The organism is Streptomyces sp. NPDC030143, from assembly GCF_055573695.1.
In genome coordinates this window covers 193635-216985 of sequence record NZ_JBVIAY010000013.1, presented here as the reverse complement: position 1 = coordinate 216985, position 23351 = coordinate 193635, and the positions used below count along the sequence as shown (strand labels likewise).

The 23351-nt window shown below is 73.3% G+C and carries 22 protein-coding genes and 1 pseudogene; 12 read left to right on the top strand and 11 right to left on the bottom strand.

Annotated features, from left to right (window positions below):
• Positions 1-92: 92 nt before the first annotated feature.
• Entirely contained in the window at positions 93-1379 is a 1287-nt protein-coding gene (locus ACZ4YY_RS23100; protein ID WP_468293201.1) for an SWF or SNF family helicase, read from the bottom strand.
• Positions 1376-4234 (bottom strand): DEAD/DEAH box helicase, encoded by a 2859-nt coding sequence (locus ACZ4YY_RS23095; protein WP_468293198.1) that lies wholly within the window; start codon positions 4232-4234, stop codon positions 1376-1378. Before ACZ4YY_RS23095 ends, ACZ4YY_RS23100 begins: the two co-directional genes overlap by 4 nt.
• A gap of 235 nt (positions 4235-4469) precedes the next feature.
• On the opposite strand from ACZ4YY_RS23095, the gene ACZ4YY_RS23090 reads away from it, so the two are divergent.
• Positions 4470-4652 (top strand): hypothetical protein, encoded by a 183-nt coding sequence (locus ACZ4YY_RS23090; protein WP_468293195.1) that lies wholly within the window; start codon positions 4470-4472, stop codon positions 4650-4652.
• Between the two features lie 41 nt (positions 4653-4693).
• Here the strand turns inward: ACZ4YY_RS23090 and ACZ4YY_RS23085 are convergent, their stop codons facing one another.
• Together ACZ4YY_RS23085 and ACZ4YY_RS23080 are read right to left on the bottom strand one after the other, a co-directional pair.
• A complete protein-coding gene (locus ACZ4YY_RS23085) occupies positions 4694-5551 on the bottom strand; it encodes a hypothetical protein (RefSeq protein ID WP_468293193.1) in 858 nt (285 codons plus the stop codon).
• Positions 5552-5696: 145 nt separating this feature from the next.
• Positions 5697-6044, bottom strand: a complete 348-nt coding sequence (locus ACZ4YY_RS23080) for a hypothetical protein (RefSeq protein WP_468293190.1) — start codon at positions 6042-6044, stop codon at positions 5697-5699.
• Between the two features lie 96 nt (positions 6045-6140).
• Here ACZ4YY_RS23080 and ACZ4YY_RS23075 point away from each other — a divergent pair, with 96 nt between their 5' ends.
• Positions 6141-7037, top strand: coding sequence for an oxygenase MpaB family protein (locus ACZ4YY_RS23075; protein ID WP_468293187.1), 897 nt, complete (start codon positions 6141-6143; stop codon positions 7035-7037).
• On the opposite strand, the gene ACZ4YY_RS23070 is transcribed toward ACZ4YY_RS23075, so the two are convergent.
• Positions 7023-7547, bottom strand: coding sequence for a PadR family transcriptional regulator (locus tag ACZ4YY_RS23070; RefSeq protein ID WP_468293184.1), 525 nt, complete (start codon positions 7545-7547; stop codon positions 7023-7025). The genes ACZ4YY_RS23075 and ACZ4YY_RS23070 overlap by 15 nt on opposite strands.
• Before the next feature lie 132 nt (positions 7548-7679).
• On the opposite strand from ACZ4YY_RS23070, the gene ACZ4YY_RS23065 reads away from it, so the two are divergent.
• Positions 7680-8438, top strand: coding sequence for an alpha/beta fold hydrolase (locus ACZ4YY_RS23065; protein WP_468293181.1), 759 nt, complete (start codon positions 7680-7682; stop codon positions 8436-8438).
• 4 nt (positions 8439-8442) lie between these two features.
• Here ACZ4YY_RS23065 and ACZ4YY_RS23060 read toward each other — a convergent pair whose 3' ends face one another.
• Positions 8443-9042 carry a class I SAM-dependent methyltransferase gene (locus ACZ4YY_RS23060; protein WP_468293178.1) on the bottom strand — a complete coding sequence of 200 codons (600 nt, stop codon included), beginning with the start codon at positions 9040-9042 and terminating at the stop codon, positions 8443-8445.
• A gap of 152 nt (positions 9043-9194) precedes the next feature.
• Between ACZ4YY_RS23060 and ACZ4YY_RS23055 the strand changes: the two genes are divergently transcribed.
• The 5 genes from ACZ4YY_RS23055 to ACZ4YY_RS23035 all read left to right on the top strand — a co-directional run bounded on the left by ACZ4YY_RS23055 (position 9195) and on the right by ACZ4YY_RS23035 (position 14267).
• Positions 9195-9989 (top strand): MHYT domain-containing protein, encoded by a 795-nt coding sequence (locus tag ACZ4YY_RS23055; protein ID WP_468293175.1) that lies wholly within the window; start codon positions 9195-9197, stop codon positions 9987-9989.
• A 47-nt stretch (positions 9990-10036) separates the two neighbouring features.
• Entirely contained in the window at positions 10037-12595 is a 2559-nt protein-coding gene (locus tag ACZ4YY_RS23050) for a sensor histidine kinase (RefSeq protein ID WP_468293172.1), read from the top strand.
• Complete coding sequence (locus ACZ4YY_RS23045; RefSeq protein ID WP_468293170.1) at positions 12592-13029, top strand: roadblock/LC7 domain-containing protein; 438 nt, start codon at positions 12592-12594, stop codon at positions 13027-13029. The genes ACZ4YY_RS23050 and ACZ4YY_RS23045 overlap by 4 nt, the downstream gene beginning before the upstream one ends.
• A gap of 22 nt (positions 13030-13051) precedes the next feature.
• Positions 13052-13462: a DUF742 domain-containing protein gene (locus ACZ4YY_RS23040; protein ID WP_468293167.1), complete on the top strand. Its 411-nt coding sequence runs from the start codon at positions 13052-13054 to the stop codon at positions 13460-13462.
• Positions 13463-13661: 199 nt separating this feature from the next.
• Positions 13662-14267, top strand: coding sequence for a GTP-binding protein (locus ACZ4YY_RS23035; RefSeq protein WP_468293164.1), 606 nt, complete (start codon positions 13662-13664; stop codon positions 14265-14267).
• Positions 14268-14441: 174 nt separating this feature from the next.
• On the opposite strand, the gene ACZ4YY_RS23030 is transcribed toward ACZ4YY_RS23035, so the two are convergent.
• On the bottom strand, positions 14442-14870 hold the full coding sequence (locus ACZ4YY_RS23030; RefSeq protein ID WP_468293161.1) for a PPOX class F420-dependent oxidoreductase: 429 nt from the start codon (positions 14868-14870) through the stop codon (positions 14442-14444).
• A gap of 110 nt (positions 14871-14980) precedes the next feature.
• Between ACZ4YY_RS23030 and ACZ4YY_RS23025 the strand changes: the two genes are divergently transcribed.
• On the top strand, positions 14981-15394 hold the full coding sequence (locus tag ACZ4YY_RS23025) for a roadblock/LC7 domain-containing protein (RefSeq protein ID WP_468293159.1): 414 nt from the start codon (positions 14981-14983) through the stop codon (positions 15392-15394).
• Between the two features lie 128 nt (positions 15395-15522).
• Positions 15523-16307: pseudogene (locus ACZ4YY_RS23020) on the top strand (DUF6397 family protein); the annotation flags it as partial.
• A 666-nt stretch (positions 16308-16973) separates the two neighbouring features.
• Here the strand turns inward: ACZ4YY_RS23020 and ACZ4YY_RS23015 are convergent.
• Positions 16974-17621 carry a TetR/AcrR family transcriptional regulator gene (locus tag ACZ4YY_RS23015; protein ID WP_468293156.1) on the bottom strand — a complete coding sequence of 216 codons (648 nt, stop codon included), beginning with the start codon at positions 17619-17621 and terminating at the stop codon, positions 16974-16976.
• 88 nt (positions 17622-17709) lie between these two features.
• On the opposite strand from ACZ4YY_RS23015, the gene ACZ4YY_RS23010 reads away from it, so the two are divergent.
• Complete coding sequence (locus tag ACZ4YY_RS23010) at positions 17710-18651, top strand: alpha/beta fold hydrolase (protein ID WP_468293153.1); 942 nt, start codon at positions 17710-17712, stop codon at positions 18649-18651.
• 110 nt (positions 18652-18761) lie between these two features.
• Here the strand turns inward: ACZ4YY_RS23010 and ACZ4YY_RS23005 are convergent, their stop codons facing one another.
• Positions 18762-19523 carry a ZIP family metal transporter gene (locus tag ACZ4YY_RS23005; protein ID WP_468293150.1) on the bottom strand — a complete coding sequence of 254 codons (762 nt, stop codon included), beginning with the start codon at positions 19521-19523 and terminating at the stop codon, positions 18762-18764.
• A 107-nt stretch (positions 19524-19630) separates the two neighbouring features.
• On the opposite strand from ACZ4YY_RS23005, the gene ACZ4YY_RS23000 reads away from it, so the two are divergent.
• A complete protein-coding gene (locus tag ACZ4YY_RS23000) occupies positions 19631-19903 on the top strand; it encodes a hypothetical protein (RefSeq protein WP_468293147.1) in 273 nt (90 codons plus the stop codon).
• Positions 19904-19910: 7 nt separating this feature from the next.
• On the opposite strand, the gene ACZ4YY_RS22995 is transcribed toward ACZ4YY_RS23000, so the two are convergent.
• Positions 19911-20780 (bottom strand): acyl-CoA thioesterase, encoded by an 870-nt coding sequence (locus ACZ4YY_RS22995; RefSeq protein WP_468293144.1) that lies wholly within the window; start codon positions 20778-20780, stop codon positions 19911-19913.
• 29 nt (positions 20781-20809) lie between these two features.
• The gene (locus ACZ4YY_RS22990; RefSeq protein ID WP_468293141.1) at positions 20810-23323 is read right to left on the bottom strand and encodes a DEAD/DEAH box helicase; all 2514 of its coding nucleotides are present in this window, start codon (positions 23321-23323) and stop codon (positions 20810-20812) included.
• Between the last annotated feature and the right edge of the window lie 28 nt (positions 23324-23351).

Below are 23351 nucleotides of genomic sequence, written 5' to 3'. Positions count from 1 at the left end.
GGCGACGGGCCCCCGGCGGAGGCCCGTGAAGCCGCCCGGAAACCGGCACAGCGCCCCCTGCGACGGCCGGGCGACGGTCGTGAGGCCCGGTCTCAGGACCCCGCGGCGTCCGACAGGGAGGCCAGTGCCGAAGCCGGATCCCGGGCCGCGTCGCCCGCCGGAACCCACCGGCCGCGTTCCTTGTGGTACGGCCACCAGCGGCCGTCCCGGCCCAGCCGCAGTTGACGGGGCGCGTCGAGGTCGGTCCACCGGTTGCCCCTGGCCCGCAGTGCCGGTCGCTCGTCCTCCTCCCACGCCGCGTCCAGCGCGGCACGCGCGCGTGCCGCCGTCTCGCCGTCCGGGGTCCACTCCTCCTCCAGCACCGACAGGGCCACCGCACCACCCAGCCGCCATGCCCGGACGGCCGACGCCAGTTGCTCGCGGCTGCGATCGGAGCCGGCCGCAAGCCGGTCGAGCACAGCGGTGCCGGATCGTTCCGCCGCCCACGGGTCGTCGAGGATCCCCGCCGCCAGCCGCACGGCGTCCTGCGCGACCGTCAACCGCCCGGCGGGCGGCGCCGCCGGGCGCAGGGCCTCGGCCAGCAGGCGGTGCGCCTCGGCGGCCGTCCGCGCGGCGAGGACCTCCAGGGCCGACGCGTCGACCGAGGCGGGGGAGGGGACCTCCGTGTCGAGGGACGGCGGCACGCCCGGTGCCTCGGGGACCTCCGGTGCGGCGGGCAGCGACGGCAGGAGGTGCCCGGCCAGGAACGCCTCCGTCGCGTCCACGCCCTCCGTCCCAGCCGGACTCGCCGTCCCGGCCCGTGCGACGGTGCCGCGCGCCTGGAGGTCGTCGAGCAGGGCCTGCTCGGCACGTCCCCGAAGGAGCAGCAGGACGAACGGGTCCTGGTCGAGCAGCCGCGCCACCTGGTAGCACAGCGCCGCCGTGTGGCCGCAGTGGTCCCAGGCGCCGCAGTCGCACCCGGCCTCCAGGTCGCCCGGGCCCGGCAGCAGGTCGATGCCGGCCGTCTCAGCGTCCTCGACCAGGTGCGGCGGCATCTCGCGGTCGAGCAGCGCGGCCACATGGCCGGCCCGTTCCGCGGTCAGGTCCAAGAACCGGCCCCAATGGGCGTCCGTCAGGACGTCGAGCAGCACGTCGGCCCGGTGCGGGGTGCGGTCGAGGTCCTGTACGACGGCCGTGATGCGCCCAGGCCGCACCGACACCGCCCCCACAGCGCCCGCGCGCGCGAGCCTGCGGCCCGAGCGCACCTGCTCGGAGTCCAGCGCCCCGTCCTCCAGGGCCGTCAGCCACGCCCGGCCCCACCAGGTCTGAGCGAAGCCCCTCCCGCGCGCGGGAGGCAGCGCCGCGAACGTGCGCTCGCCGCCGTCGTCGTACCGGTTCATCGCGTACCCCCTCGCAGCTCCACCAGGTCGGCCAGTTGGGCGTCCGTGAGTTCCGTGAACGCCGTCTCGCCGGAGCCGAGCACGGCGTCGGCGAGGTCCTGCTTGCGGCGCAGCATGTCGGCGATGCGGTCCTCGACGGTGCCCTCGGCGATCAGCCGGTGCACCTGCACGGGCCGGGTCTGGCCGATGCGGTACGCCCGGTCGGTGGCCTGTGCCTCGACCGCCGGGTTCCACCAGCGGTCGTAGTGCACGACGTGCTCCGCGCGCGTGAGGTTGAGCCCGGTACCGGCCGCCTTCAACGACAACAGGAAGACGGGGACCTGACCGTCCTGGAAGCGCTGGACCATCGCCTCGCGCTCGGCGATCGGCGTCCCGCCGTGCAGGAGCTGCGACGGCACGCCCCGCGCGGCCAGGTGACGCTCCAGGAGCCGAGCCATGCGCACGTACTGCGTGAAGACCAGGACGCTCGCACCTTCGGACAACAGGGTGTCGAGCAGCTCGTCCAGGAGTTCCAGCTTGCCGGACCGCCCGAGGGTCCTCGGCCGGTCCTCCTTGAGGTACTGCGCCGGATGGTTGCAGATCTGCTTGAGACCGGTCAGGAGTGTGACGATCAGTCCGCGCCGCGCCATGTCGTCGGCGTCGGCGATCGCCGCGAGCGTCTCGCGTACCACGGCCTCGTACAGGCCGGCCTGTTCGGCGGTGAGGGACACCGGCCGATCGGTCTCGGTCTTGGGCGGCAGTTCGGGTGCGATGCCCGGATCCGACTTGCGGCGGCGCAGCAGGAACGGTCCGACCAGCCGAGCGAGCCGGTCTGCGGCGGCCGGGTCGGCGCCGCTCTCGACGGAGCGCGCGTACCGCGTGCGGAAGGTGCCGAGCCGGCCGAGCAGGCCGGGGGTCGTCCAGTCCAGGATCGCCCACAGCTCCGACAGGTTGTTCTCCACCGGGGTGCCGGTGAGCGCCACGCGTGCGCGTGCCCCGATCGTGCGCAGGGCCCGGGCCGTCGCGGAGTACGGGTTCTTCACGTGCTGTGCCTCGTCCGCTACGACCAGGCCCCACGGCGCCTCGCCGAGCCGCTCGGCGTCGAGCCGCAGGGTGCCGTAGGTGGTGAGCACGAACTCGCCGTCCGCCAGGGCGTCCAGGTCGCGGCGCGGCCCGTGGAAGCGGCGCACCGGGGTGCCCGGCGCGAACTTCTCGATCTCGCGCTGCCAGTTGCCCATGAGGGACGTCGGACAGACCACGAGCGTCGGGCCGGCCGCCTCGGGTTCCGTTTGACGGTGCAGGTGCAGGGCGATCAGCGTGACGGTCTTGCCGAGTCCCATGTCGTCGGCGAGACAGCAGCCGAGCCCCAGGGACGTGGTCCGCGCCAGCCAGTCGAGGCCCCGCCGCTGGTAGTCGCGCAACGTGGCGTCGAGCGCCGCGGGCTGCTGCACCGGTTCGTCCCCGCGGGGGTGCGTCAGCCGCTCCCGCAGGGACGCCAGCCAGCCGGTGGGCCGGACCTCGACCCGCCGGCCGTCCACCTCGGTCGAGCCCGCCAGCGCCGCGCCGAGCGCGTCGATCGGTGTCACCTTGCGGTCCTGCTGCGCCCGGGCGCGCCGCAGCTCGCCGGGGTCGATCAGGACCCACTGATCGCGCAGCCGCACCAGCGGGCGGTTCGCCTCGGCGAGCCGGTCCAGCTCTGCGCGGCTGAGTGGCTGGTCGCCGAGCGCGAACGACCAGGTGAACGACAGCAGGGCGTCCGCGGACAGGAACGAGGGCAGCGCGGAGCCGGTCCGCTCCCCTTCCGGCGCGGCGTCCGGCGGGCCCACCACCGCACGTGCGGTCAGCGTACGGACCAGGTCCCTCGGCCAGTGCACCTCGACCCCCGCGGCGGCCAGCGCCCGGGACCCCTCCCCGAGCAGCTCGGCGATCTCGTCGTCGAGCAGGTCGACGGCTTCCGGGACGGCCGCCGACAGCAAGGGGGCGAGCGCGGGCCAGACGCGGACCGCGCGGCGGAGCGAGAGCAGGGCGTCCATCCGCGCGCGGGGGCCGAACGCCCGCTCAGCGGTGCCGGACTCCCGCCACACGTCGGCGGCGTCCGCGACGAGCGCGGGGTCGCTCACGCCGTGCACCTGTGGCACGGCCCGGAACCTCGGCCCTGCCTTCTCGGGCGCCTCGGCGGAGACATCCGACACCTCGATCCGCAGCGAGATCCGGACGCCGGCGTCGTGCCCGGCGGCGACGTCGGCGGCCCACGGGCGGAGCTCGGGCACGGGTCGGGGCTGAGGCGCGGCGAAGACCGGTCCACCCGTCACGAGGGATGCGGCCGGAGAGCGCGGCAGGGTGTCCGCGACCGCGTCCAGGAAGGCGCGCAGCAACCGCTCGGGGTCGGGCAGCCGCAGCGGCGGGCGGCCGTCGACCGGGACGGCGTGCGCCTCGGGCGGCATCGCGGCGGCCAGCCGGCGCACCCGGTCGACGTCCTCGGGACCCAGCGGGCCCACGCGCCAGGCGTCGTGGTCGTCGTGGGACAGACCGGGCAGCAGCAGGCCCCGCGCCACGAACTCCAGGGCCGTCAGGGCCGCCGCACGCCAGAACGCGACGGTCCGGTCGGCGTCGGCACGCGCGCGGGTGAGGACGGGCAGGGCTTCGCGCACCGGGAGCAGGATCGCGGGCACCCTGGCGGCTTCCACACCGGTGGCCGTGGGCCGGACGACGGTCAGTCCCCCGGCGGATCCGGACGCGGTGACGGCAGCGGGGGCCGCGCCGGGCCGCCAGAAGGCGACGCTTCCGGTGCGCGCCGGGTCTCCGGGCACGAACACCGCGTGATGGTGGGGCAGTTCGACGGGCTCGGGCGTGGCGTCGATGGGAACTCTCTGCACAGAGATGAACCTGCTCCTCAAATTTGACTACTCAAAGCCGGTCGCCGAGGGTACAGCACTTCCGAGCCCGATGCGCACACAATGTTCTGACGCCTTGGACATCCGGCGGAAGGAGGGGTTCTCGGGGGCGTCTCGGGGGTGTAGGTCAGGGACGTCTCAGGGTCGGCTGCGGAACCGCGCGCCGCGCGAAGCCGTTTTCCCTGCAGAGAGCGGCAGTGGCCGCGAAGGAGGCGACATGTCGAGGAACACGAAGATCGCCGCAGGAGGCGTGGCGGTCGGACTCCTCCTGCTGATCTGGCTGCCCTGGTGGGCGGCTCTGCTGATCGTGCTGGGGGTTCCGGCGGCGGCGTACCTGACGCTGGATCCCTCGCAGCGGCGCAGACTGCGCCGGGTGACGCGCAAGGAGCTGGGCCGCTGAGGGCGGGGGCCGCGTGACGGCCCCCGCCGCCCCGCGCGGATTCAGCTGGGGCGGACCGCCATCTTGTCCAGCGCTTCGAGGAGCGCCGGCAGTTCGGGCCCCCGGCCCACCGGAAGCACCTCGCCCGGCTCGTCGTCGAGCAGGACGAACGCGATGTCGTCGGTCCTGGCCACCAACGACCAGCCGGGGCCGTCGGCGCGCAGGGTCCGCGCGTCGCCGGGAGCGAACGACGAGCGCACACGACCGAGCGGAGGCGGAGTGTCCACATAGGCGCGCACCTCCGCGAGGACCCGCCGGATGCCGCTGTGCCCCGTCGGCGTGGCCTCGGAGGTCCCGGGGCCCTTCGGGGCGCCGTCGGGCTTCGCGGCGGCCTCGGCCGCCTCGCGTGCGGGAGCGAACTCGGCGTCGTCTACCTGCTCCCGCCACGAGGCCCATTGCAGGGCGATCTCGTCGGCACCCAGCCGCCGCTGCGCCGGGCCCCAGACGCTCGTGTCCGGCGGACACAGCGGCGGTCCGTCCGCGACGTCGGGGGCCGGATCGTGCGGAGCGGGCACGCCGGGAGCCGCGACGGCGACCGCCAGGGGCCAGCCGGGCAGGGCCGCGACCACCGTCCGCTCGTCGGGCGACAGCTCGTACTCCATGCCGCAGTCCCACGACGCGATGGCCACGGCCACCAGCGACACGTCGTCGATGACGACGGTCCACCGCGCACCCTCGCCGTCCTGGCCCAGCACCAGGCCGTATCCGTCGGCGAGCGGCGCGAGGCCGAGTGCCGCACAGGCCTCCGCGTAGTCGTCGCCCAGCACACTCGGGAACTTCGCCGGCGTCAGCAGCACCGCCGTGAGCACATAGAGCGCATCGTCCGCGGCGGCGACGGCGTCCTCGTCCGTCCCGGCCATCCCAGCCTCCCCAGGAGTTCGTCCAACGGCGCGCACCCTAGTGCGGTGGCACGGCCCTTGTCACGACTGCCCGACAGGCCCGGAGCTGCAGTTTTCCGACCGGAAGGGGGCGAATCACCCTGGGGGGCGGCCGTATCGGCGGCCGTCACGCCGCAGGCAGCCCCAGCAGAGCCCGGGCCACCGTCTGCGGCGACTCGTCCCGTTCCCGGGCGAGCGCGACGACCGCGCGACAGGCCAGTTCGTTGACCCCGAAGGACAGGGCCTCCGGCGACACCCAGCCCGCCGCCTCCTCGATACGGTCCTGGTCGTCCTCGGCGCACGCCGAGACGTAGGTGGCGGCCGCCTCGAACAGGTTGTGCCCGCGCCGCCCGGCGGCCCGCCCCCTGTGACCGTCGGACCCCGCCCCCTCCCCGGGCCCCTCCCCGCCCGAGCGCGACCGCGCGCGTGTGGCGGTGACCACCCTTCCCCAGGTCGTGCGGATGCCATCGAACATGCCGACCACCTCCCCTTGCGTCATACCCCGTGCGGAGCGTTCATCTCGCCTGTGACGACGTAGAGTTGGAGCTTCGGTGGCAGAGGGGGACGTGCCGTGAAGCGTTTCGAGCGACTCGAACAGATACGCCGGATGGACCCGTACGGCCAGGCCTCCGAGATCTACCGGCTCATGGCGGCGTACGAGTTCCCCTGGGACGTCACCCGCGCTCTGGAGCTGGCCCTCTACCGCACGTACGCGGTGCCCTCCATCGGGAGCCTTCTCTCCCGCACGGCCGAACTCACGGACCGCACGCAGAAGCGTTACGACGACACCGCGCTGCTCCTCGACGCCGTCGTCGAGCACGGCTTCGACAGCGACCGGGGCCGCACCGCAGTCCGCCGCATCAACCAGATGCACCGCAGCTACGACATCGCCGACGACGACATGCGGTACGTGCTGTGCACCTTCGTCGTGATGCCCAAGCGCTGGATCGACGCCTACGGTTGGCGCCGGCTGTCACGCCACGAGGTCGTCGCCACCTCCGTCCACTACCGCACCCTCGGCCGCCGTATGGGCATCCAGGACATACCCGCGTCCTACGAGGAGTTCGAGGCCTGCCTCGACGCCTACGAGGAGGCCCACTTCGCCTGGGACGAGGGCGGGCGGCGGGTCTCGGACGCCACGCTCGACCTGATGGTGTCCTGGTACCCGCGCCCCCTGGCGCCCGTGCTGCGCACCGGCCTGCTCGCCCTCCTCGACGACTCCCTGCTGAAGGCCTTCCGCTACACCCCGCCGAGCCCCGCCGCCCGCGCGCTGGTCCGCCGGGCGGTACGCGCGCGTGGGCGTGCCGTCCGGCTGCTCCCGCCCCGCCGCGCACCGCACTTCGCACGCCAGAACCGGGAGATCAAGGGCTACCCCGACGGCTACGTACTGGAGGAACTGGGCACCCGCCCGGTGCCCGGCCTAGGCGGCTGCCCCGTGCGGCACGGGGGCGGGTCAGCCGCGCAGTGAGTCCAGCGTGTCGTGCAGCCACGCGATCTCGGCCCGGGAGGTCGCCCGCGCGATGGTCAGCACGCCGCGCCGGAACGGATCGTCGAACTCCTCGGCGCTGAGTGGCCGGTCGCCGTCGTAGAAGAAGCTCGTCGGTTCCGTCAGGAAGGCCAGGCGGCGTCGCAGCACCGTCGCCTGGGCCGCGGTGTCGTCCAGGTGCCGCAGGAAGGCGAGCACCGTGAACCAGCGGTTCTCGTCGCTGATGTCCCCCCGGGCGGGCTCGGCGAGCCGCCGGCGCAGTTCGCGCCGGCCATCGTCGGTGAGGCTCAGGACGTGCCGCGGGGCGGCCACCGCACCGGGCTCCGTGGCCCGTACCAGGAGGCCCGCCTTCTCCAGGCGCTTGATCGCCGGATACAGGGTGCTCTCGGCCACGGGCCGCACGTGACCCGTCAGTGCCGTGATGCGTTTGCGCAGCTCGTAGCCGTGCAGTGGCGCGTCGTACAGGAAGCCGAGGATGGAGAGCTCCAGCATGCCCGCATTGTGTCGCATCCGACGAGGTACCTCACAGGGGTCGTACCGCTGCTGGGTGGTATATCGATACCGTAGTACATCGCTATCGATGTATTGTCGGGGCTCGGACAACGTGCCCTGAGGAGGCGGACGATGCGGCAGGCCGAGTTCGGTGGCGGGGGAAGTCGGATCCGGTGGACGGAGACACCGGGCGCGGAACCCGCGCGCGTGTACGTGCACGGCCTGGGAGCCGCCTCGGCCGTCTACCACGCGCATGTGGCGGCGCGCCCGGAACTCGCAGGACGCCGCAGCCTCTTCGTCGACCTGCCCGGCCACGGCATCAGTGACCGGCCCCGGGACTTCGGGTACACGCTCGAGGACCACGCCGACGCCCTGGCGGCCGCGCTGGACGCCGCGGGGGTGACCGGCGCCGAGCTCGTCGCCCACAGCATGGGCGGCTCCGTGGCCGTCGTCCTCGCGCACCGCCGGCCCGAACTGGTCGCACGGCTCGTCCTCACCGAGGCCAACCTCGACGCCTTCCCGCCGCCGAGCGCGGGCAGCAGCGGCATCGCCTCCCACACCGAGGAGGAGTTCCTCGACGGCGGCCACGCGCGTGTGCTGGAGCGGGTCGGACCGATGTGGGCGGCGACCATGCGGCTGGCCGACCCGCGCGCCCTGCATCGCAGCGCGGTCGGACTGAGGAGCGGATCGGTCCCGGTGATGCGCGACATCCTGACCGGACTGGACGGGATCGAGCGGGTCTACCTCCAGGGCGAACTGAGCGGCGAACTCGACGGGGCGGACGCCCTGGAGGCGGCGGGGGTGCGCGTGGTGACGGTGCCCGGCGCCGGTCACAACGTCATGTTCGACAACCCCGACGCCTTCGTGGCCGCGGTCGCCGGGAAGGCGTGAGACCTCAAGCCTCGCGCACGGCGAGAGCGAGGAAACGGGCGTCCTCGTCGACGTACGACGTCATGCGCCACCCGGCGGCGGCCAGCAGCGGGCGGAGGTTGTCCTCGGCCCGCAGGTCGTCCGGGGTGATCCGGCGGCCGTGGCGGGCGGCGAGGGCCGCTCGGCCGATCGGATGGAACAGTGCCAGCGACCCGCCCGGACGCACCACCCGGGCCAACTCCCGCAGGTTCTCCAACGGATCCGGCAGGTGGGAGACGAGCCCGGCACCGAACACGGCGTCGAGCGATCCGGAGCGCAGCGGGAGCGCGGCGACGTCGGCGAGGACCAGCCGCCCGTCGCGGTCCCGTCCCGCCTCCACGGCGGCCTCCAGCATGGCCGGGGTCAGGTCGGCCCCGAGGACCACCCCCGACGGCCCCACGGCGGCCCGCAGGGGCGGCAGGGCCCGTCCGGTGCCGCAGCCCGCGTCCAGGACCCGGTCGCCCTCGCGCAGCCCGAGGTCGGCGACCGCGGCCGCGTAGGCGGGACCGTCGTCGGGGAAGCGGCTGTCCCAGTCCGCCGCGCGCGCGGTGAAGAACTCCCGGACATGTGTGTGCTCGTCGCTCATGCTCCGCATGATCCCCCACCAGTACGGGGGACGTCAGAGGGCACACGTTCGAGCGTGAGGCGGTCGTTCCAGCGCATTTCCACGTCATATTGCGGCACCTTTCGAAATGCGCCCCCTTTGTGCTTCCGTGCCCCGGCTAGCGTCCCGGGTCCATGGGACACCTGGACCACGCCACCTTCGGCTGGCTGACCCCCGCGCTGTCGTACGTGATGGCCTGCATCGGCGCCGCCCTCGGGCTGCGCTGCACGGTGCGCGCCCTGGCCACCACCGGACGGTCGCGGCGCAACTGGCTCGTCACCGCCGCGTCGGCGATCGGCACCGGCATCTGGACCATGCACTTCGTGGCCATGCTCGGCTTCGGCGTCAGCGGCACCGACATCCGCTACGACGTCCCCCGCACCGTGCTGAGCCTCCTCGTCGCCATGGTCGTCGTCTGCGCGGGCGTTTTCGCCGTCGGCTACGGCCGCGACCGCACGCGCGCGTTGCTGACCGGCGGGCTCACCACCGGCGTCGGCGTGGCGAGCATGCACTACCTGGGCATGGCAGCCGTCCGGCTGCACGGTGACGTGACGTACGACCCGGCGCTCGTGGGACTCTCCGTCCTGATCGCCGTCGTCGCGGCGACCGCGGCCCTCTGGGCGGCCCTCAACATCAAGTCGCCGGTGGCGGTCACCGTCGCCTCCCTCGTCATGGGCGCGGCCGTCAGCAGCATGCACTACACCGGCATGTTCGCGGTGAGCGTGCGCGTCTCGCCCTCCGGCGAGGCCCTGCCCGGGGCCACGGCGATGCAGTTCATCTTCCCCCTCGCCGTCGGCCTCGGGTCCTACCTCTTCCTGACCTCGGCCTTCGTCGCGCTGTCACCCACCACGGGGGAGCGAGAGGCCCTCGCCTCCGCCCAGCAGCCGGCCCAGAGCGCCGCCGCCCGCCGCTCGGCCCGCACCGCGTGACGGGACCGCACGGCACGCCCCCCGAACCCCTTCCGAGCGAGGAGGCCATGCGTACACCCCGGAGGACCCCCACGGCCGGCGCCGACGCGCCACCCCCCGTCCGCGGGCGCCGCGCCCACGCCGGACCACCCGCCGACGAGGGCCCGGACGAGCGGACGGACCCGTCGGCGGATGCGACACCCTCGCGCCCGGGCGGCTGGCGGATCCGCCCCCGCACCGTCCGTGCCAAGATCGTCTGCCTGCTCATGGTGCCCGTCGTCTCCCTGCTGGCCCTGTGGGCGTACGCCACCGTCAGCACCGCTCAGGACGTCTCCCGGCTGCGCCAGTTGCAGCGCGTCGACTCCGAGGTCCGCACCCCGGTCGCGGCCGCCGTGACCGCGCTGCAGAACGAACGCGCGGCCGCCGTGCGGCACGCCACCGCCCCGGCCGCCGCCCGCGGCGCGGATCTGACCAGGCTCGGCGAGACCACCGACCGCGCGGTCGCCGCGCTCCGCCTGGACGAGGACAGCACCGTCGCCGACGGCCAGGACCTGCCCGCCGGAGTCGCCCGGCGCCTCGCGGCGTTCGTCTCCGGGGCGGAGCGGCTGCGCCCCCTGCGGACCGCCGTGCTCGACGGCACCGCGGGCTGGCAGGAGACGTACGGCCGCTACACGACGACGATCTCCGCCGCCTTCTCCGTGGGTGGCGCCCTGTCCGGCATCCAGGACGCCGAACTCGGCTCCGACGCGCGCGTGCTGCTCGAGTTCTCCCGCGCGGGCGAGGCACTGGCCCAGGAGGACGTCGTCCTCGCCGGCGCACGCCTCGCCGGCCGGCTCGACGCACAGCGCCTGCGGCTGTTCGCCGGCGCCGTCGCCACCCGCCGTCTCCTCACCGCATCGGCCGTCGCGGACCTGCGCGGCCCCGAACGCACCGCCTGGCAGCGTCTCGCGGCCGGGAGCGCCTACGCCGCCGTGGGCGCGGTCGAGGAGAAGGTCCTCGCCCACGGGTCCGGCGCGAAGGCCCTCGCCGCGGCGCCGCAGGCCACCTGGGGCGAGGCCCACGCGCGTGTGCAGGAAGGGATGCGCACCGTCGAGGCGGACGCGGGGCGTCAGGTGGCCGACCGGGCCGACCCGTTCGCGCGCGGCCTGCTCACCCCCGCGGGCGCCGCGGTCCTGTTCGGCCTCGCCGCCGTCGCCGCCTCGCTCGTCATCTCCGTGCGCATCGGCCGCGCGCTCGTCGTCGAACTCGTCCACCTGCGCGACAGCGCCCTGGAGATCGCCCGGCACAAACTCCCGGGGGCCATGCGGAAGCTGCGGGCCGGCGAGGAGATCGACATCGACTCCGAGGCCCCTGCCGGCCCCCGCGCCGAGGACGAGACCGGGCAGGTCGCCGAAGCGCTCGACACCGTGCACCGCGCCGCACTGCGGGCCGCCGTGGAACGCGCCGAGCTCGCCAGCGGCATCTCCGGGGTCTTCGTCAACCTCGCCCGCCGCAGCCAGGTCCTCGTCCATCGCCAGCTCACCCTCCTGGACAGCATGGAGCGCCGCTCCGACGACCCGAACGAACTCGGCGACCTGTTCCGCCTCGACCACCTCACCACCCGCATGCGCCGGCACGCGGAGAGCCTGATCATCCTCTCCGGGGCCGCCCCCGGCCGGGCCTGGCGCGTTCCGGTGTCCCTGACCGACGTGGTCCGCGCCGCCGTCTCCGAGGTCGAGGACTACGCGCGCGTGGAGGTACGACAGCTCCCCGAGGCGTCCGTCATCGGCTCCGCCGTCGCCGACCTCACCCACCTGCTCGCCGAACTCGTCGAGAACGCCGCCCAGTTCTCGCCCCCGCACACGCGCGTGCGCGTCACCGGCGAACCCGTCGGCAACGGCTACGCCGTGGAGGTCGAGGACCGCGGACTCGGCATGGGCAAGGAAGCCCTCGCGGAGGCCAACCGGCGCATCGCACAGTCCGAGGCCCTCGACCTGTTCGACAGCGACCGGCTCGGACTGTTCGTGGTCAGCCGGCTCGCCGCACGCCACGCCGTCAAGGTCCACCTGCGGACCTCGCCCTACGGCGGCACCACGGCGGTCGTCCTGCTGCCCACCGCCCTGCTGCACAGCGCGGCACCGGAACGCGCCGCCCACGACCCGGCGCAGGCGGAGCGGCCCGAAGAACGCGCCTACGCGCACGTGTCCGCCGCCGACCCGCAGCGGCGCCCGCACCAGGAGGCCGTTACCACGGCCGCCGACCGGCCGGCGCTGGTCGCACCCGTCCGTGCCGCCGCACCGACGACCGCCGGCACCCCACCTCCCGGAGTCACGACCTTGCGCCTGCACCGACCACCGGACGACTCCGAAGGCCAGCGGGGCACGGCGGAACCGGACGGCTCGGACGGCCTCCCGCGCCGGGTACGGCAGGCCAGCCTCGCCCCCCAGCTGCGCCGACAGCTGCCCGAGGAACCGGCCGGGGCGGCGGCCGACCCGCGCGCCGACGACCGGCGCACCCCCGAACTCGTCCGCGACCGGATGGCCGCCTACCGGGAGGGCTGGGCACGGGGCGGTGGCCGGCAGCCCGGCCCAGGACGTACCCCGCATCCCGCACCGGACGGCGACAGCAGCGAAGGAGACCCGGCATGATCCATGACCCGAGCCCGAGAGCGTCCCAAGGGTCGGGCGAACTCGACTGGTTGCTGGACGACCTGGTGATGCGCGTCGGCGAGGTACGGCACGTGGTGGTGCTGTCCAACGACGGCCTGGCCGTCGGCGCCTCCACCGGCCTCAGCCGCGAGGACGCCGAACACCTCGCCGCCGTCGCCTCCGGCTTCCACAGTCTCGCCAAGGGCACCGGCCGCCACTTCGGCGTCGGCGGCGTCCGCCAGACCATGGTGGAGATGGACGACGCCTTCCTGTTCGTCGCCGCCGCCGGAGACGGTTCCTGCCTCGCCGTGCTCACCGCCGTGACCGCCGACATCGGCCTCGTCGCCTACGAGATGGCACGTCTGGTCAAACGTGTCGGCGAGCACCTGTACACGGCGCCCCGCGTCTCGACGCGACCACCCGCCGCGGGCTGAGGCGAGAGGGTGACCCGCACCGATGACCGAGGACCTGACCGGCGTCCCGCGCGAGCAGGGCAGCCAGTGGTACGACCAGGAGGCCGGACCCCTCGTCCGCCCCTACGCCATGACGGGCGGACGGACGAGGCCCGGCCCCACCGGGGTGCGCTTCGACCTGATCGCCCTGGTCACCCTGGATCCGAGCGCACCAGGCACCGACGGTGTGGGGCTCGGGCCGGAACACCGGGCCCTCATCGAGCTGTGCCGCACGGAGACCCAGTCGGTCGCGGAACTCTCGGCGGGCTCGGACCTGCCCGTGGGCGTCGTGCGGGTACTCCTCGGCGACCTGCTGGAACTCGGCTGCGTCACCGTCAGCCGTCCGGTCCCGCCCGCCCAACTGCCCGACGAACGCATCCTGCGCGAGGTCATCGCCGGGCTGCGGGCCCTGTAGCCGACCGGGCCCTCACGGCCGCCTCCGGACCACCTGCCGGAACGCGCCACTCCGGACGCGTCGCGGGCCGGAGTCCGGACACCCCACCGTGGCCAGGGCCGCGCGCCACGAGCACCGCCACCCCGGACTCCCGCACCGGCCCGGCCCTGACCCCGTACCGACATCGACCGCTTGCCGGCACTCCCGAGAGAAGTGATCCATGGCCTCCGAGCACTCCGACACCACAGGCGGCGACCAGGCCCCGCTGGCGTTGAAGATACTGGTCGCCGGCGGGTTCGGCGTGGGCAAGACCACCCTGGTGGGCGCCGTGAGCGAGATCAGACCACTGCGCACCGAGGAACTCCTCAGCGAGGCGGGCCAGTCGGTGGACGACACCGACGGCGTGGACCAGAAGGTCACGACCACCGTCGCCATGGACTTCGGTCGCATCACCATCCGCTCCGGCCTCTCCCTCTACCTGTTCGGCACCCCGGGCCAGGACCGCTTCTGGTTCCTGTGGGACGAGCTGTCCCAGGGGGCGCTGGGAGCCGTCGTCCTCGCCGACACCCGGCGCCTGGAGGACTGCTTTCCCGCCGTCGACTACTTCGAGCACCGCCACATCCCGTTCGTGGTGGCCGTGAACTGCTTCACGGGAGCGCGGGCCTACGGCCCCCCGGAGGTCTCGCGGGCCCTCGACCTCGACCCCGGGACCCCCGTCGTCCTGTGCGACGCCCGCGACCGGGCCTCCGGCAAGGAGGTGCTGATCAGGCTGGTCGAGTACGCCGGGCGGATGCACACCGCCCGGCTGCTGGACTCGGTCGGCTGAGGCGGACGGCCTGTTAGAGCTCCGAACAAGAGGGGAGCCCGGCTCCCCTCTTGTTCGTCCGGGGCCCGCCGGACCGCCCCGCTCCTCGTCCGACAGGATTAACTCGGCCTTCGGCCGCCCAGTACGCGCAACCCCGCAACCCTACGCATATAATCGAAATCCTGACTCAGGAGACTATTCCGCGACGGCCTTCTCCGCCAGCACCTTCTCGATCTCGACGTGCACCAGCAGCTCGCCGGGTACGCCGTTGCGTGCCCCGAACTCCTCGGCGCGCTCCTCGCCCATGTAGCGCGCCCCGATGCGGGCCGCCCAGTGCCGCACCTCGTCGAGGTCCTCCGACAGACGGGCCAGGCCATGGAGCACCACGTAGCCGAACGGCGGCCGGTCGTCGTCCACGCACAGGGCGACCCGGCCGTCACGCGCCAGGTTGCGCCCCTTCACGGTCTCCTTCCCGGTGTTGAACACGACTTCGTCCCCCTCGAGCAGGAACCAGATCGGTGCCACGTGCGGACGGCCGTCGGCCCGTACCGTCGACAGCTTCGCGGTGCGGGTGCCGTGCGAGACGAACGCCCGCCATTCCTCATCGGTCATCTTGTGCGCCATGCCTCCATCCTCCTTGCCCGGCGGCCGGTGGTGGGGAAGGCTTGCGGCCGCGGAACCCGTCGGCCAGGCGGGGACATCACACGGGGAAACGTCTCAGGGGGGAACCTGACATGGCGCAGAAAAAGGGCCTGGGGTGGTTGTTGGACGACCTCACCGAGCGCGTCGAGCACGTGCGGCACGCCCTGGTCCTGTCCAACGACGGACTGGTGGCGGGCGCGAGCACGGGGCTGCGCCAGGAGGACGCCGAGCATCTCGCCGCCGTCTCCTCCGGACTGCACAGCCTGGCGAAGGGAACCGCACGCCACTTCGGAGCGGGCCGCGTCCGCCAGACCATGGTCGAGTTCGACGACGCGGTGCTGTTCGTCACCGCGGCCGGCACCGGCAGCTGCCTGTGCGTGCTCAGCGCGGCGGAGGCGGACATGGGCCAGATCGCCTACGAGATGGCCCTGCTCGTCAACCGGGTCGGCGAACACCTCACCGTGGACGCGCGCCACCCCGACCGAATCCCCTTCACAGATCTCTGACCTGCACTTTTCCCTTCTCCGTGGAGTTATCCACAGGTCCGCCACGAGATCCGCGGATCCGGCTACGGTTTTTTCCCGAGGCCGACGCGGACAGCGCGGCCCACATCACTCCACGGGGGAGACCGACCATGTCCCGAACCACCAGCACCCCACCGCTCGCCCTCACCCACAGCCTCAGCCGCGCCGCACGGGAACTGGGCCTGAAGCGGAGCGAGTTCGACCTCGCCGTCGACCTCGGGCGCCTGAACACCGTGCCCGACGAAGGGGGCGGGGGCAGCCGCCGCGTCCCCCACGCCGAGATCGACCGGCTGCGCTCGGCCCCCGGGTTCCCCGAGGCACTCCTCGAGAGCGTCCGCGCCGTCGGCACCCGCGACGGCGCAGCGCTGATGGATGTGCCGCCGACCCGGTTCACCCGCCTGGCCAGGATGGGGCTCCTGCTGCCGGTGAAGTTCTACGTCAACCGCTACCGAGCCGTCGTCTGGCTGTATCTTGCCGCCGAACTGCGGCAGTTCGCCGACGACAGGAGCAACGCCTTCCTGCTGACCGGTCGCACACCCCGGGCGCTGCGGGAACAGGTGCGGGCGGGCGTGGACCGGCGGCCCCGGAACTGGCGGGGGCGCCGACTGGGGTTCCTGCTGTGCCGGGCGGACGACCCGTGGCAGCGCGCCGGTGTGCTGGCCGGGTTCCTCGATCCCGGCCAGGTCGCCGAGATCGTCACCGACCCCTACGAGCGTTCCCACCTCGACCGGTTCCGGCCCGGACCGCCGGCTCACGGCGCGCCGGGCTCACCGGCCGCTCAGCGATCGCGACGGCCGACGAACCCGACGAGATCGGCTGGCTGCGCTCCGACCTGGCGCGCACCGTGCAGGAGGCCCGCGCCCGCCAGCCGGCGCCCCGCCCGTACGCGCAGCCCACCCGGACGCGCGACGCCTGGCCGGGCGTGGGGCGCGAGCTGTTCGGAGCGGGCGAGGTGTTCCGCTGGGGAGAGGCCACGGGAGGGAGCGAGGTACCGGGCGGAGGCGAGACGGTCGGGAGGCCCGAGCTCACCGGAGGGCGCTCGGTGTTCGGCGGGGGTGGGGTGTCGGGTGGGCCTGAGGAGTCGGGCGGATCCGAGGTGCCGGGCGGATCCGAGGTGCCGCGCGGATCCGAGACGTCGGGCGGGGGCGGGCTGTGTGGCGGGGTCGAAGTGTTCTGCGGCGGTGAGCCGGCGGGGACGGCCGAGCTGTCCGACGCGGCGTCCGTCGCGGCTCGACCGGCACGGGCCGGGGCCGGACTGTTCGGCTGGCTGCGCCGCAGAAGCGCCTGACCCCGCGCACCCGCCCCGTTCTGGCAAAGCCGGGCCCTGAGGGGTCATACCCGCTCGCGACGAGCGCCTCCCGTGTCTGCGACACGACCAGCGCCCACTCTCCTTCACTGCCCCCCGCTCACCGCCCCCCGTTCACCGCCCTCCGCTCACGACGGGCTGTCCCGGGCGCGCGGCTTCCTCGCCCGGGTGTCTCCCCGGCTGGCCGCCTGCTCGCGGCTCTCTCCCGCCCATCTCTCTCGGGCCCCCTCCCGCGCCCTCACTCACAGCCCCCTCTCACCGCCCCTCACGCCGGCCCCCTGACTCCCCACGCCCTTGGAGTCGGGCGGCCAGGCCCTCGAAGTAGCTGCGGTGCACGGCGGTCAGGTCCACCTGCTCGGGATCCAGCAGCCACAGCAGATGGGCGCCCTCGACGAACGCGGCCGTCTCCGCGGCCAGGGTCGCCGGGTCGAGGTCGGTGCGGGCGGAACCGTCGGCCGCGGCGCGCGTGAACAGCGAGACGAGGTGGGCGCGCAGCGCCCGGCCGCGGTCGCGGAACCAGGAGTGGAGGGCGGAGCCGGGCTCCAGGTTCTCGGCGGTGAGGGTGGTGTGCAGGGCCGCCAGTTCGCGTTCGGCGGCGGCGGTGTGCTCGGCGTCTCGCACGAACCAGTCGAAGGCCTGCTCCAGGGTGGGTTCGGAGTCCGGCGTGGCGGACAGGCGTTCCAGGGCGCGCCGGTCCGCCTCCTCCAGGACCGCTCGGACGAGCCCGTCCTTGTTGCCGAAGTGGTGGATGAGGGCGGACGGGGTGACGCCGGCCCGCTCGGCGATCGAGGCAACGCCGGTGCCGCGTACGCCCTGCCGTGCGAACAGCTCGATCGCCGCGTCCACCATGGCGCGACGGCGCTCCACGCCACGCCTCTGCACCTGCCCCTTGACTCCCACCATGGGCATCAGGGTGCCCGCAGGGGTCCGCGGCGTCCAACTCGCGCATATCAGGTGCCGCGCGCGGACGCGGCCATTATATTGAACGACCATGCAGGAAAATAAGAGGGACCAGCATCTGACGGGCCGCGAGCGCACCGTCCGCGTAGACGATCTCGACTTGTGGGCGGAGGACTTCGGCGAGCCGGGGCATCCGGCGGTGCTGCTGGTGATGGGCGCACAGGCACAGGGCGTGCAGTGGAACGACGGCCTCGTGCGACGGCTGACCGACGGCGGCCTGCGGGTCGTCCGCTACGACCACCGCGACACCGGCCGCTCCTCGACCGTCGACTTCGCCGCGCGGCCGTACGCCGTCGCCGACATGGCCTCGGACGCGCTCGCCGTCCTGGACGCGTTCGGCGTCGACCGAGCCCACCTGGTGGGCGCGTCCCTGGGTGGCGTCATCGCCCAGCGTCTGGCGGTCACCCACCCGCACCGGGTGCTGACTCTGACGAGTCTGTCCTCCCAGCCGCTGGGCACGGACATGGCGTCGGTGGTCCTGCGCGCCCTCGAGGGACAGCCGCCGCTTCCCGGCGAACTTCCGCCCCCCACACCGGAGTTGATGGCCGCACTCGCGACCGCCTTTCCCCCGGCGGGGACAGGGCCGGCGGAGTACCTCGCCGCCCGGCTGCCGCTGTGGCGGGTGCTGCACGGCTCGGTGCTGCCGTTCCACGAGGACGAGTACCGCGCGATGGAACAGCGGGTGTACGAGCGGGCGCGTGATCTCCAGGCCGTGCTGAACCACACGTTCGCCGGGGCCGCCGGCGGGGATGCGACGGTGGACCCGGCCTCCATCGCCGTGCCGACGCTGGTGCTGCACGGCACCGAGGACCCGATGTTCCCGCCCGCGCACGCCGAGGCCACGGCCGCCGTGATCCCCGGGTCCCGGCTGGTCATGATCGACGGCATGGGGCACACCCTGCCCACGGCCCTGGACGACCGTCTTGCCGACGAGATCCTGCGGCACACCGGGCGCGTCCGGCCGGCTCGGTAGGCCGCGACCGCGGTGCCCTGGTCCGGGACGAGTGGGAAGGGAGCTGCGGAGCGCCGCGGCGCGCACCTCCGCGCGCCGTCGAGCCGGTACGGCCCGGGGCCGCGCGTCGGTCAGGTGTGGGAGAGGGCGAACGAGACGAGGAAGCCGCACACGGTGATCAGTCCGATGGCGAGATGGGCGTCCTGGAACGCCTCGGGGATCATCGTGTCGGCGACCATCGCGAGAATCGCCCCGGCGGCCACCGCCGTGACCGCCGCGATCACCGCCGGGGAGAACGCCCCGACGACCGTGTAACCGAGGACGGCCGAGACGGTGCCGGCGGCGGCGATCGCCGTCCACACGCCGAAGACGTACGCCGAGCCGCGCCCGGCCCGCCTCATCCCCGCCGAACTGGACAGGCCCTCCGGGACGTTGCTGATGAACACCGCCGCGACGGTCACCAGGCTGACCGCCCCGCCGTCGAGCAGGCTGACGCCGATGACCGCGGACTCCGGGACGCCGTCCAGCAGGGCTCCCAGCGCCAGCGCCATACCGGAGCCGTCCTGCTGCTCCTCCGAGGGTTGCGACTGCGCCGACTGGTGCCCGGAGCGTTTGCGGTGCCGGGCGCCCCGCCGTGCCAGCCAGACGTTGCCCAGGGTGTAGGCGCCGGCGCCGAGGAGCGTGCCGATCGCCGCCGGGGCGAGCCCGGCCTCCTCGTACGCCTCACCGACCAGTTCGAAGGAGACCGCCGACAGCAGCACGCCGGCGCCGAAGGCCATCACCGCGGCGATCACCTTCTGCGGGACGCGCAGCCCGAATCCCAGGGCGGCTCCGACGAGCAGCGCCGAGCCCGCCAGCAGTCCCCACAGTCCCGCCTGCACCACGTCAGCCATGCCGTTACCGGTACCCGTGGCCGCTCCGGTGTCACCTGCGAGGCGCTGTACGGGGCGCCGCCGGTCACCCGGTCGGCCCGACGACCTCTGCCGCACGGAGAACTTCGGTGCAGGGGGCGGGCGTCGACGAGTCCGGCCGCCCGCAGACCGTCAGCGTGCCCTCCGCCCGCGGCGCCCTCGTCGACCTCGCACCCACCCACGGCTACGGCCCGAGCGGCACCACGACACCCCGCCCTGCGGCTGGTCACCACGGCACCGAGCCGATACGGAACGCCGACGGCGCCAGGATCCGCACGGACTTCCAGGGCGTGCGCATCGAGCGACGCCGGGCCGCGAACACACCCGAGGGCGGGCCCCGGCCCGCCCTCGGATCCTCCTGAGCCGAGATCAGCCCAGCGTGCGGAAGAGCCCCTCCTGGACCACCGACACCACCAGATGCCCCTCACGGTCGTAGATCCGGCCCCGCGCCAGCCCGCGCCCGCCCACCGCGATAGGCGACTCCTGGTCGTACAGCAGCCACTCGTCGGCCCGGAACGGCCGGTGGAACCACATCGCGTGGTCCAGCGACGCCATGTCGAAGTTCCTCGGGCCCCACAGCGGCTCGACCGGCAGGCGCACGGCGTCCAGCAGGGTCATGTCGCTGGCGTAGGTCAACGCGCAGGTGTGGACGAGCGGATCGTCACCCAGTGGACCGACCGCCCGCATCCACACCGCGCTGCGCGGCTCGGCGTCCTTGATCTCCTCGGGGCTCCAGCGCAGCCCGTCGGCGTAGCGGATGTCGAACGGCTGACGGCGCGCCATCCGCTCCAACTGCTCGGGCAGCCCGCCCAGGTGCTCCCGCACCTCCTCCGCGACCGTCGGCAGCGACTCCGGGTCCGACACCTCGCGGGCCGGCGGCAACTGGTGCTCGAAGGGACCTTCCTCCGGCTGGTGGAAGGACGCCGTCAGATTGAAGATCGTGCGGCCCTGCTGTACGGCCGTGACCCGGCGCGTCGTGAACGACCGCCCGTCCCGCACCCGCTCGACCTGGTACACGATCGGCACGCCCGGGCGGCCCGGGCGCAGGAAGTACGCGTGCAGCGAGTGCACGGGCCGGTCGCCCTCCGTGGTCCGGCCGGCCGCGACCAGCGCCTGACCCGCCACCTGACCGCCGAACACCCGCTGGAGGGACTCGTGCGGGCTGCGACCGCGGAAGATGTTGACCTCGATCTGCTCCAGGTCGAGCAGGTCGACGAGCCTCTCGGCCGGATTCGTCATGGTCGGGTCTCCTGTGCCTCGCTCGGTGCTCACAGCTGGCCGACGCCGGTGACGCGGACGATCGCGCGGCCCTCGGCGTCGGAAGCCGTGAGGTCGACCTCCGCGCTGATGCCCCAGTCGTGGTCGCCGTTGGGGTCGTCGAAGATCTGGCGGACGCGCCACAGACGGTTCTCCGGCTCCTCCTGGATGACGAGCAGCTTGGGGCCGCGGGCGTTCGGGCCGGTGCCGAGGTCGTCGTACTCGTCCCAGTAGCCGTCCATCGCCTCGCCCCACGCGTCGGCGTCCCAGCCGGACTCGCCGTCCATCTCGCCCAGCTCGGCGACCTGGTCGAGGGCGGCGAGCTCCACCCGGCGGAACATCGCGTTGCGGACGAGGACGCGGAAGGCGCGCGCGTTCGTGGTGACCGGCTTGACCTCGTCGGCCTTCTCCTGGGCCTCCTCGGCGGTCATCTCCTCCGGGTTGGCCAGCTGCTCCCACTCGTCGAGCAGACTGGAGTCGACCTGGCGCACCATCTCGCCCAGCCACTCGATCAGGTCCTGCAGATCCTCCGACTTGAGGTCGTCCGGGACGGTGTGGTCGAGGGCCTTGTAGGCACTGGCCAGGTACCGCAGCACGATGCCCTCGGTGCGCGCCAGCTCGTAGTGCGACACCAGCTCGGTGAAGGACATCGCCCGCTCGTACATGTCCCGGATCACCGACTTCGGCGACAGCGGGTGGTCGCCGACCCACGGGTGGCTCTTGCGGTACGTGTCGTAGGCGTGGAAGAGCAGCTCCTCCAGCGGCTTGGGATAGGTGACGTCCTGGAGACGCTCCATGCGCTCCTCGTACTCCACGCCGTCCGCCTTCATCGCGGCGACCGCCTCGCCGCGCGCCTTGTTCTGCTGGGCGGCGAGGATCTGGCGCGGGTCGTCGAGGGTGGACTCCACGACGGAGACCATGTCGAGCGCGTACGACGGAGACTCCGGGTCCAGCAGCTCGAACGCGGCCAGCGCGAACGTCGACAGCGGCTGGTTCAGCGCGAAGTCCTGCTGGAGGTCGACGGTGAGCCGGACGACGCGGCCGGTGGCGTCCGGCACGGCGAGCTTCTCCACGATCCCGCCGTCGAGCAGCGAACGGTAGATCGCGATCGCCCGCCGGATGTGCCGCAACTGCTGCTTGCGCGGCTCGTGGTTGTCCTCCAGCAGCCGCCGCATCGCCTCGAACGCGTTGCCGGGCCGGGCGATCACGGACAGCAGCATCGTGTGCGTCACCCGGAACCGCGACGTCAGCGGCTCCGGCTCGGAGTCGATGAGCTTCTCGAAGGTGTTCTCCGTCCAGCCGACGAAGCCCTCCGGAGCCTTCTTGCGCACCACCTTGCGGCGCTTCTTCGGGTCGTCGCCGGCCTTCGCGAGCGCCTTCTCGTTCTCGATGACGTGCTCGGGGGCCTGCGCGACGACCAGGCCCGCCGTGTCGAAGCCCGCCCGCCCGGCCCGGCCCGCGATCTGGTGGAACTCGCGCGCCCGCAGCGTCCGCACCCGGCTGCCGTCGTACTTGGTCAGTGCCGTGAACAGCACCGTGCGGATGGGCACGTTGACGCCGACACCGAGGGTGTCCGTACCGCAGATGACCTTCAGCAGTCCGGCCTGGGCGAGCTTCTCCACCAGGCGCCGGTACTTGGGCAGCATGCCGGCGTGGTGCACGCCGATGCCGTGCCGCACGTAACGCGAGAGGTTGCGGCCGAACTTGGTGGTGAAGCGGAAGTTGCCGATCAGCTCGGCGATCTTCTCCTTCTCCTCCCGCGAGCACATGTTGATGCTCATCAGCGCCTGCGCCCGCTCCACCGCCTGTGCCTGCGTGAAGTGCACGATGTAGACGGGCGCCTGCCTCGTCTCCAGCAGGTCGGTGAGGGTCTCGGTGAGCGGCGTGTACCGGTACTCGTACGACAGCGGCACCGGCCGGGTGGCCGAACGGACCACCGCGGTCGGGCGGCCGGTTCGACGGGCGAGGTCCTTCTCGAAGAAGGACACGTCGCCGAGGGTCGCCGACATGAGGACGAACTGCGCCTGCGGCAGTTCCAGGATCGGGATCTGCCAGGCCCAGCCGCGGTCGCCCTCCGCGTAGAAGTGGAACTCGTCCATGACGACCTGGCCGACGTCGGCGTCCTTGCCGTCGCGCAGCGCGATCGAGGCCAGCACTTCGGCCGTGCAGCAGATGACCGGGGCGTCGGCGTTGACCGACGCGTCGCCCGTGAGCATGCCGACGTTCTCCGTGCCGAAGATCTTGCACAGTTCGAAGAACTTCTCCGACACCAGCGCCTTGATCGGAGCGGTGTAGAAGGTGACCTCGTCACGGGCGAGCGCCGCGAAGTGCGCACCTGCCGCGATCATGCTCTTGCCGGAGCCGGTGGGCGTCGACACGATCACGTTCGCGCCGGAGACGGCCTCGATCAGCGCCTCCTCCTGATGCGGGTAGAGCGTGAGACCCCGCTCCTGCGCCCAGGACTCGAAGGCGTCGTACAGGGCGTCGGGATCTGCGGTCGGCGGCAACTGATCGATGAGGGTCACGCCCCCATCTTGCCTGCCCCGGCGGCCC

Coding starts and splice junctions, on each gene's coding strand:
- ACZ4YY_RS23100 (WP_468293201.1), bottom strand. CDS start 1,379: ATGAACCGGTACGACGACGGCGGCGAGCGCACGTTCGCGGCGCTGCCT.
- ACZ4YY_RS23090 (WP_468293195.1), top strand. CDS start 4,470: ATGTCGAGGAACACGAAGATCGCCGCAGGAGGCGTGGCGGTCGGACTC.
- ACZ4YY_RS23085 (WP_468293193.1), bottom strand. CDS start 5,551: ATGGCCGGGACGGACGAGGACGCCGTCGCCGCCGCGGACGATGCGCTC.
- ACZ4YY_RS23080 (WP_468293190.1), bottom strand. CDS start 6,044: ATGTTCGATGGCATCCGCACGACCTGGGGAAGGGTGGTCACCGCCACA.
- ACZ4YY_RS23070 (WP_468293184.1), bottom strand. CDS start 7,547: ATGCTGGAGCTCTCCATCCTCGGCTTCCTGTACGACGCGCCACTGCAC.
- ACZ4YY_RS23065 (WP_468293181.1), top strand. CDS start 7,680: ATGCGGCAGGCCGAGTTCGGTGGCGGGGGAAGTCGGATCCGGTGGACG.
- ACZ4YY_RS23060 (WP_468293178.1), bottom strand. CDS start 9,042: ATGAGCGACGAGCACACACATGTCCGGGAGTTCTTCACCGCGCGCGCG.
- ACZ4YY_RS23055 (WP_468293175.1), top strand. CDS start 9,195: ATGGGACACCTGGACCACGCCACCTTCGGCTGGCTGACCCCCGCGCTG.
- ACZ4YY_RS23050 (WP_468293172.1), top strand. CDS start 10,037: ATGCGTACACCCCGGAGGACCCCCACGGCCGGCGCCGACGCGCCACCC.
- ACZ4YY_RS23045 (WP_468293170.1), top strand. CDS start 12,592: ATGATCCATGACCCGAGCCCGAGAGCGTCCCAAGGGTCGGGCGAACTC.
- ACZ4YY_RS23040 (WP_468293167.1), top strand. CDS start 13,052: ATGACCGAGGACCTGACCGGCGTCCCGCGCGAGCAGGGCAGCCAGTGG.
- ACZ4YY_RS23035 (WP_468293164.1), top strand. CDS start 13,662: ATGGCCTCCGAGCACTCCGACACCACAGGCGGCGACCAGGCCCCGCTG.
- ACZ4YY_RS23030 (WP_468293161.1), bottom strand. CDS start 14,870: ATGGCGCACAAGATGACCGATGAGGAATGGCGGGCGTTCGTCTCGCAC.
- ACZ4YY_RS23025 (WP_468293159.1), top strand. CDS start 14,981: ATGGCGCAGAAAAAGGGCCTGGGGTGGTTGTTGGACGACCTCACCGAG.
- ACZ4YY_RS23015 (WP_468293156.1), bottom strand. CDS start 17,621: ATGGTGGGAGTCAAGGGGCAGGTGCAGAGGCGTGGCGTGGAGCGCCGT.
- ACZ4YY_RS23010 (WP_468293153.1), top strand. CDS start 17,710: ATGCAGGAAAATAAGAGGGACCAGCATCTGACGGGCCGCGAGCGCACC.
- ACZ4YY_RS23005 (WP_468293150.1), bottom strand. CDS start 19,523: ATGGCTGACGTGGTGCAGGCGGGACTGTGGGGACTGCTGGCGGGCTCG.
- ACZ4YY_RS22995 (WP_468293144.1), bottom strand. CDS start 20,780: ATGACGAATCCGGCCGAGAGGCTCGTCGACCTGCTCGACCTGGAGCAG.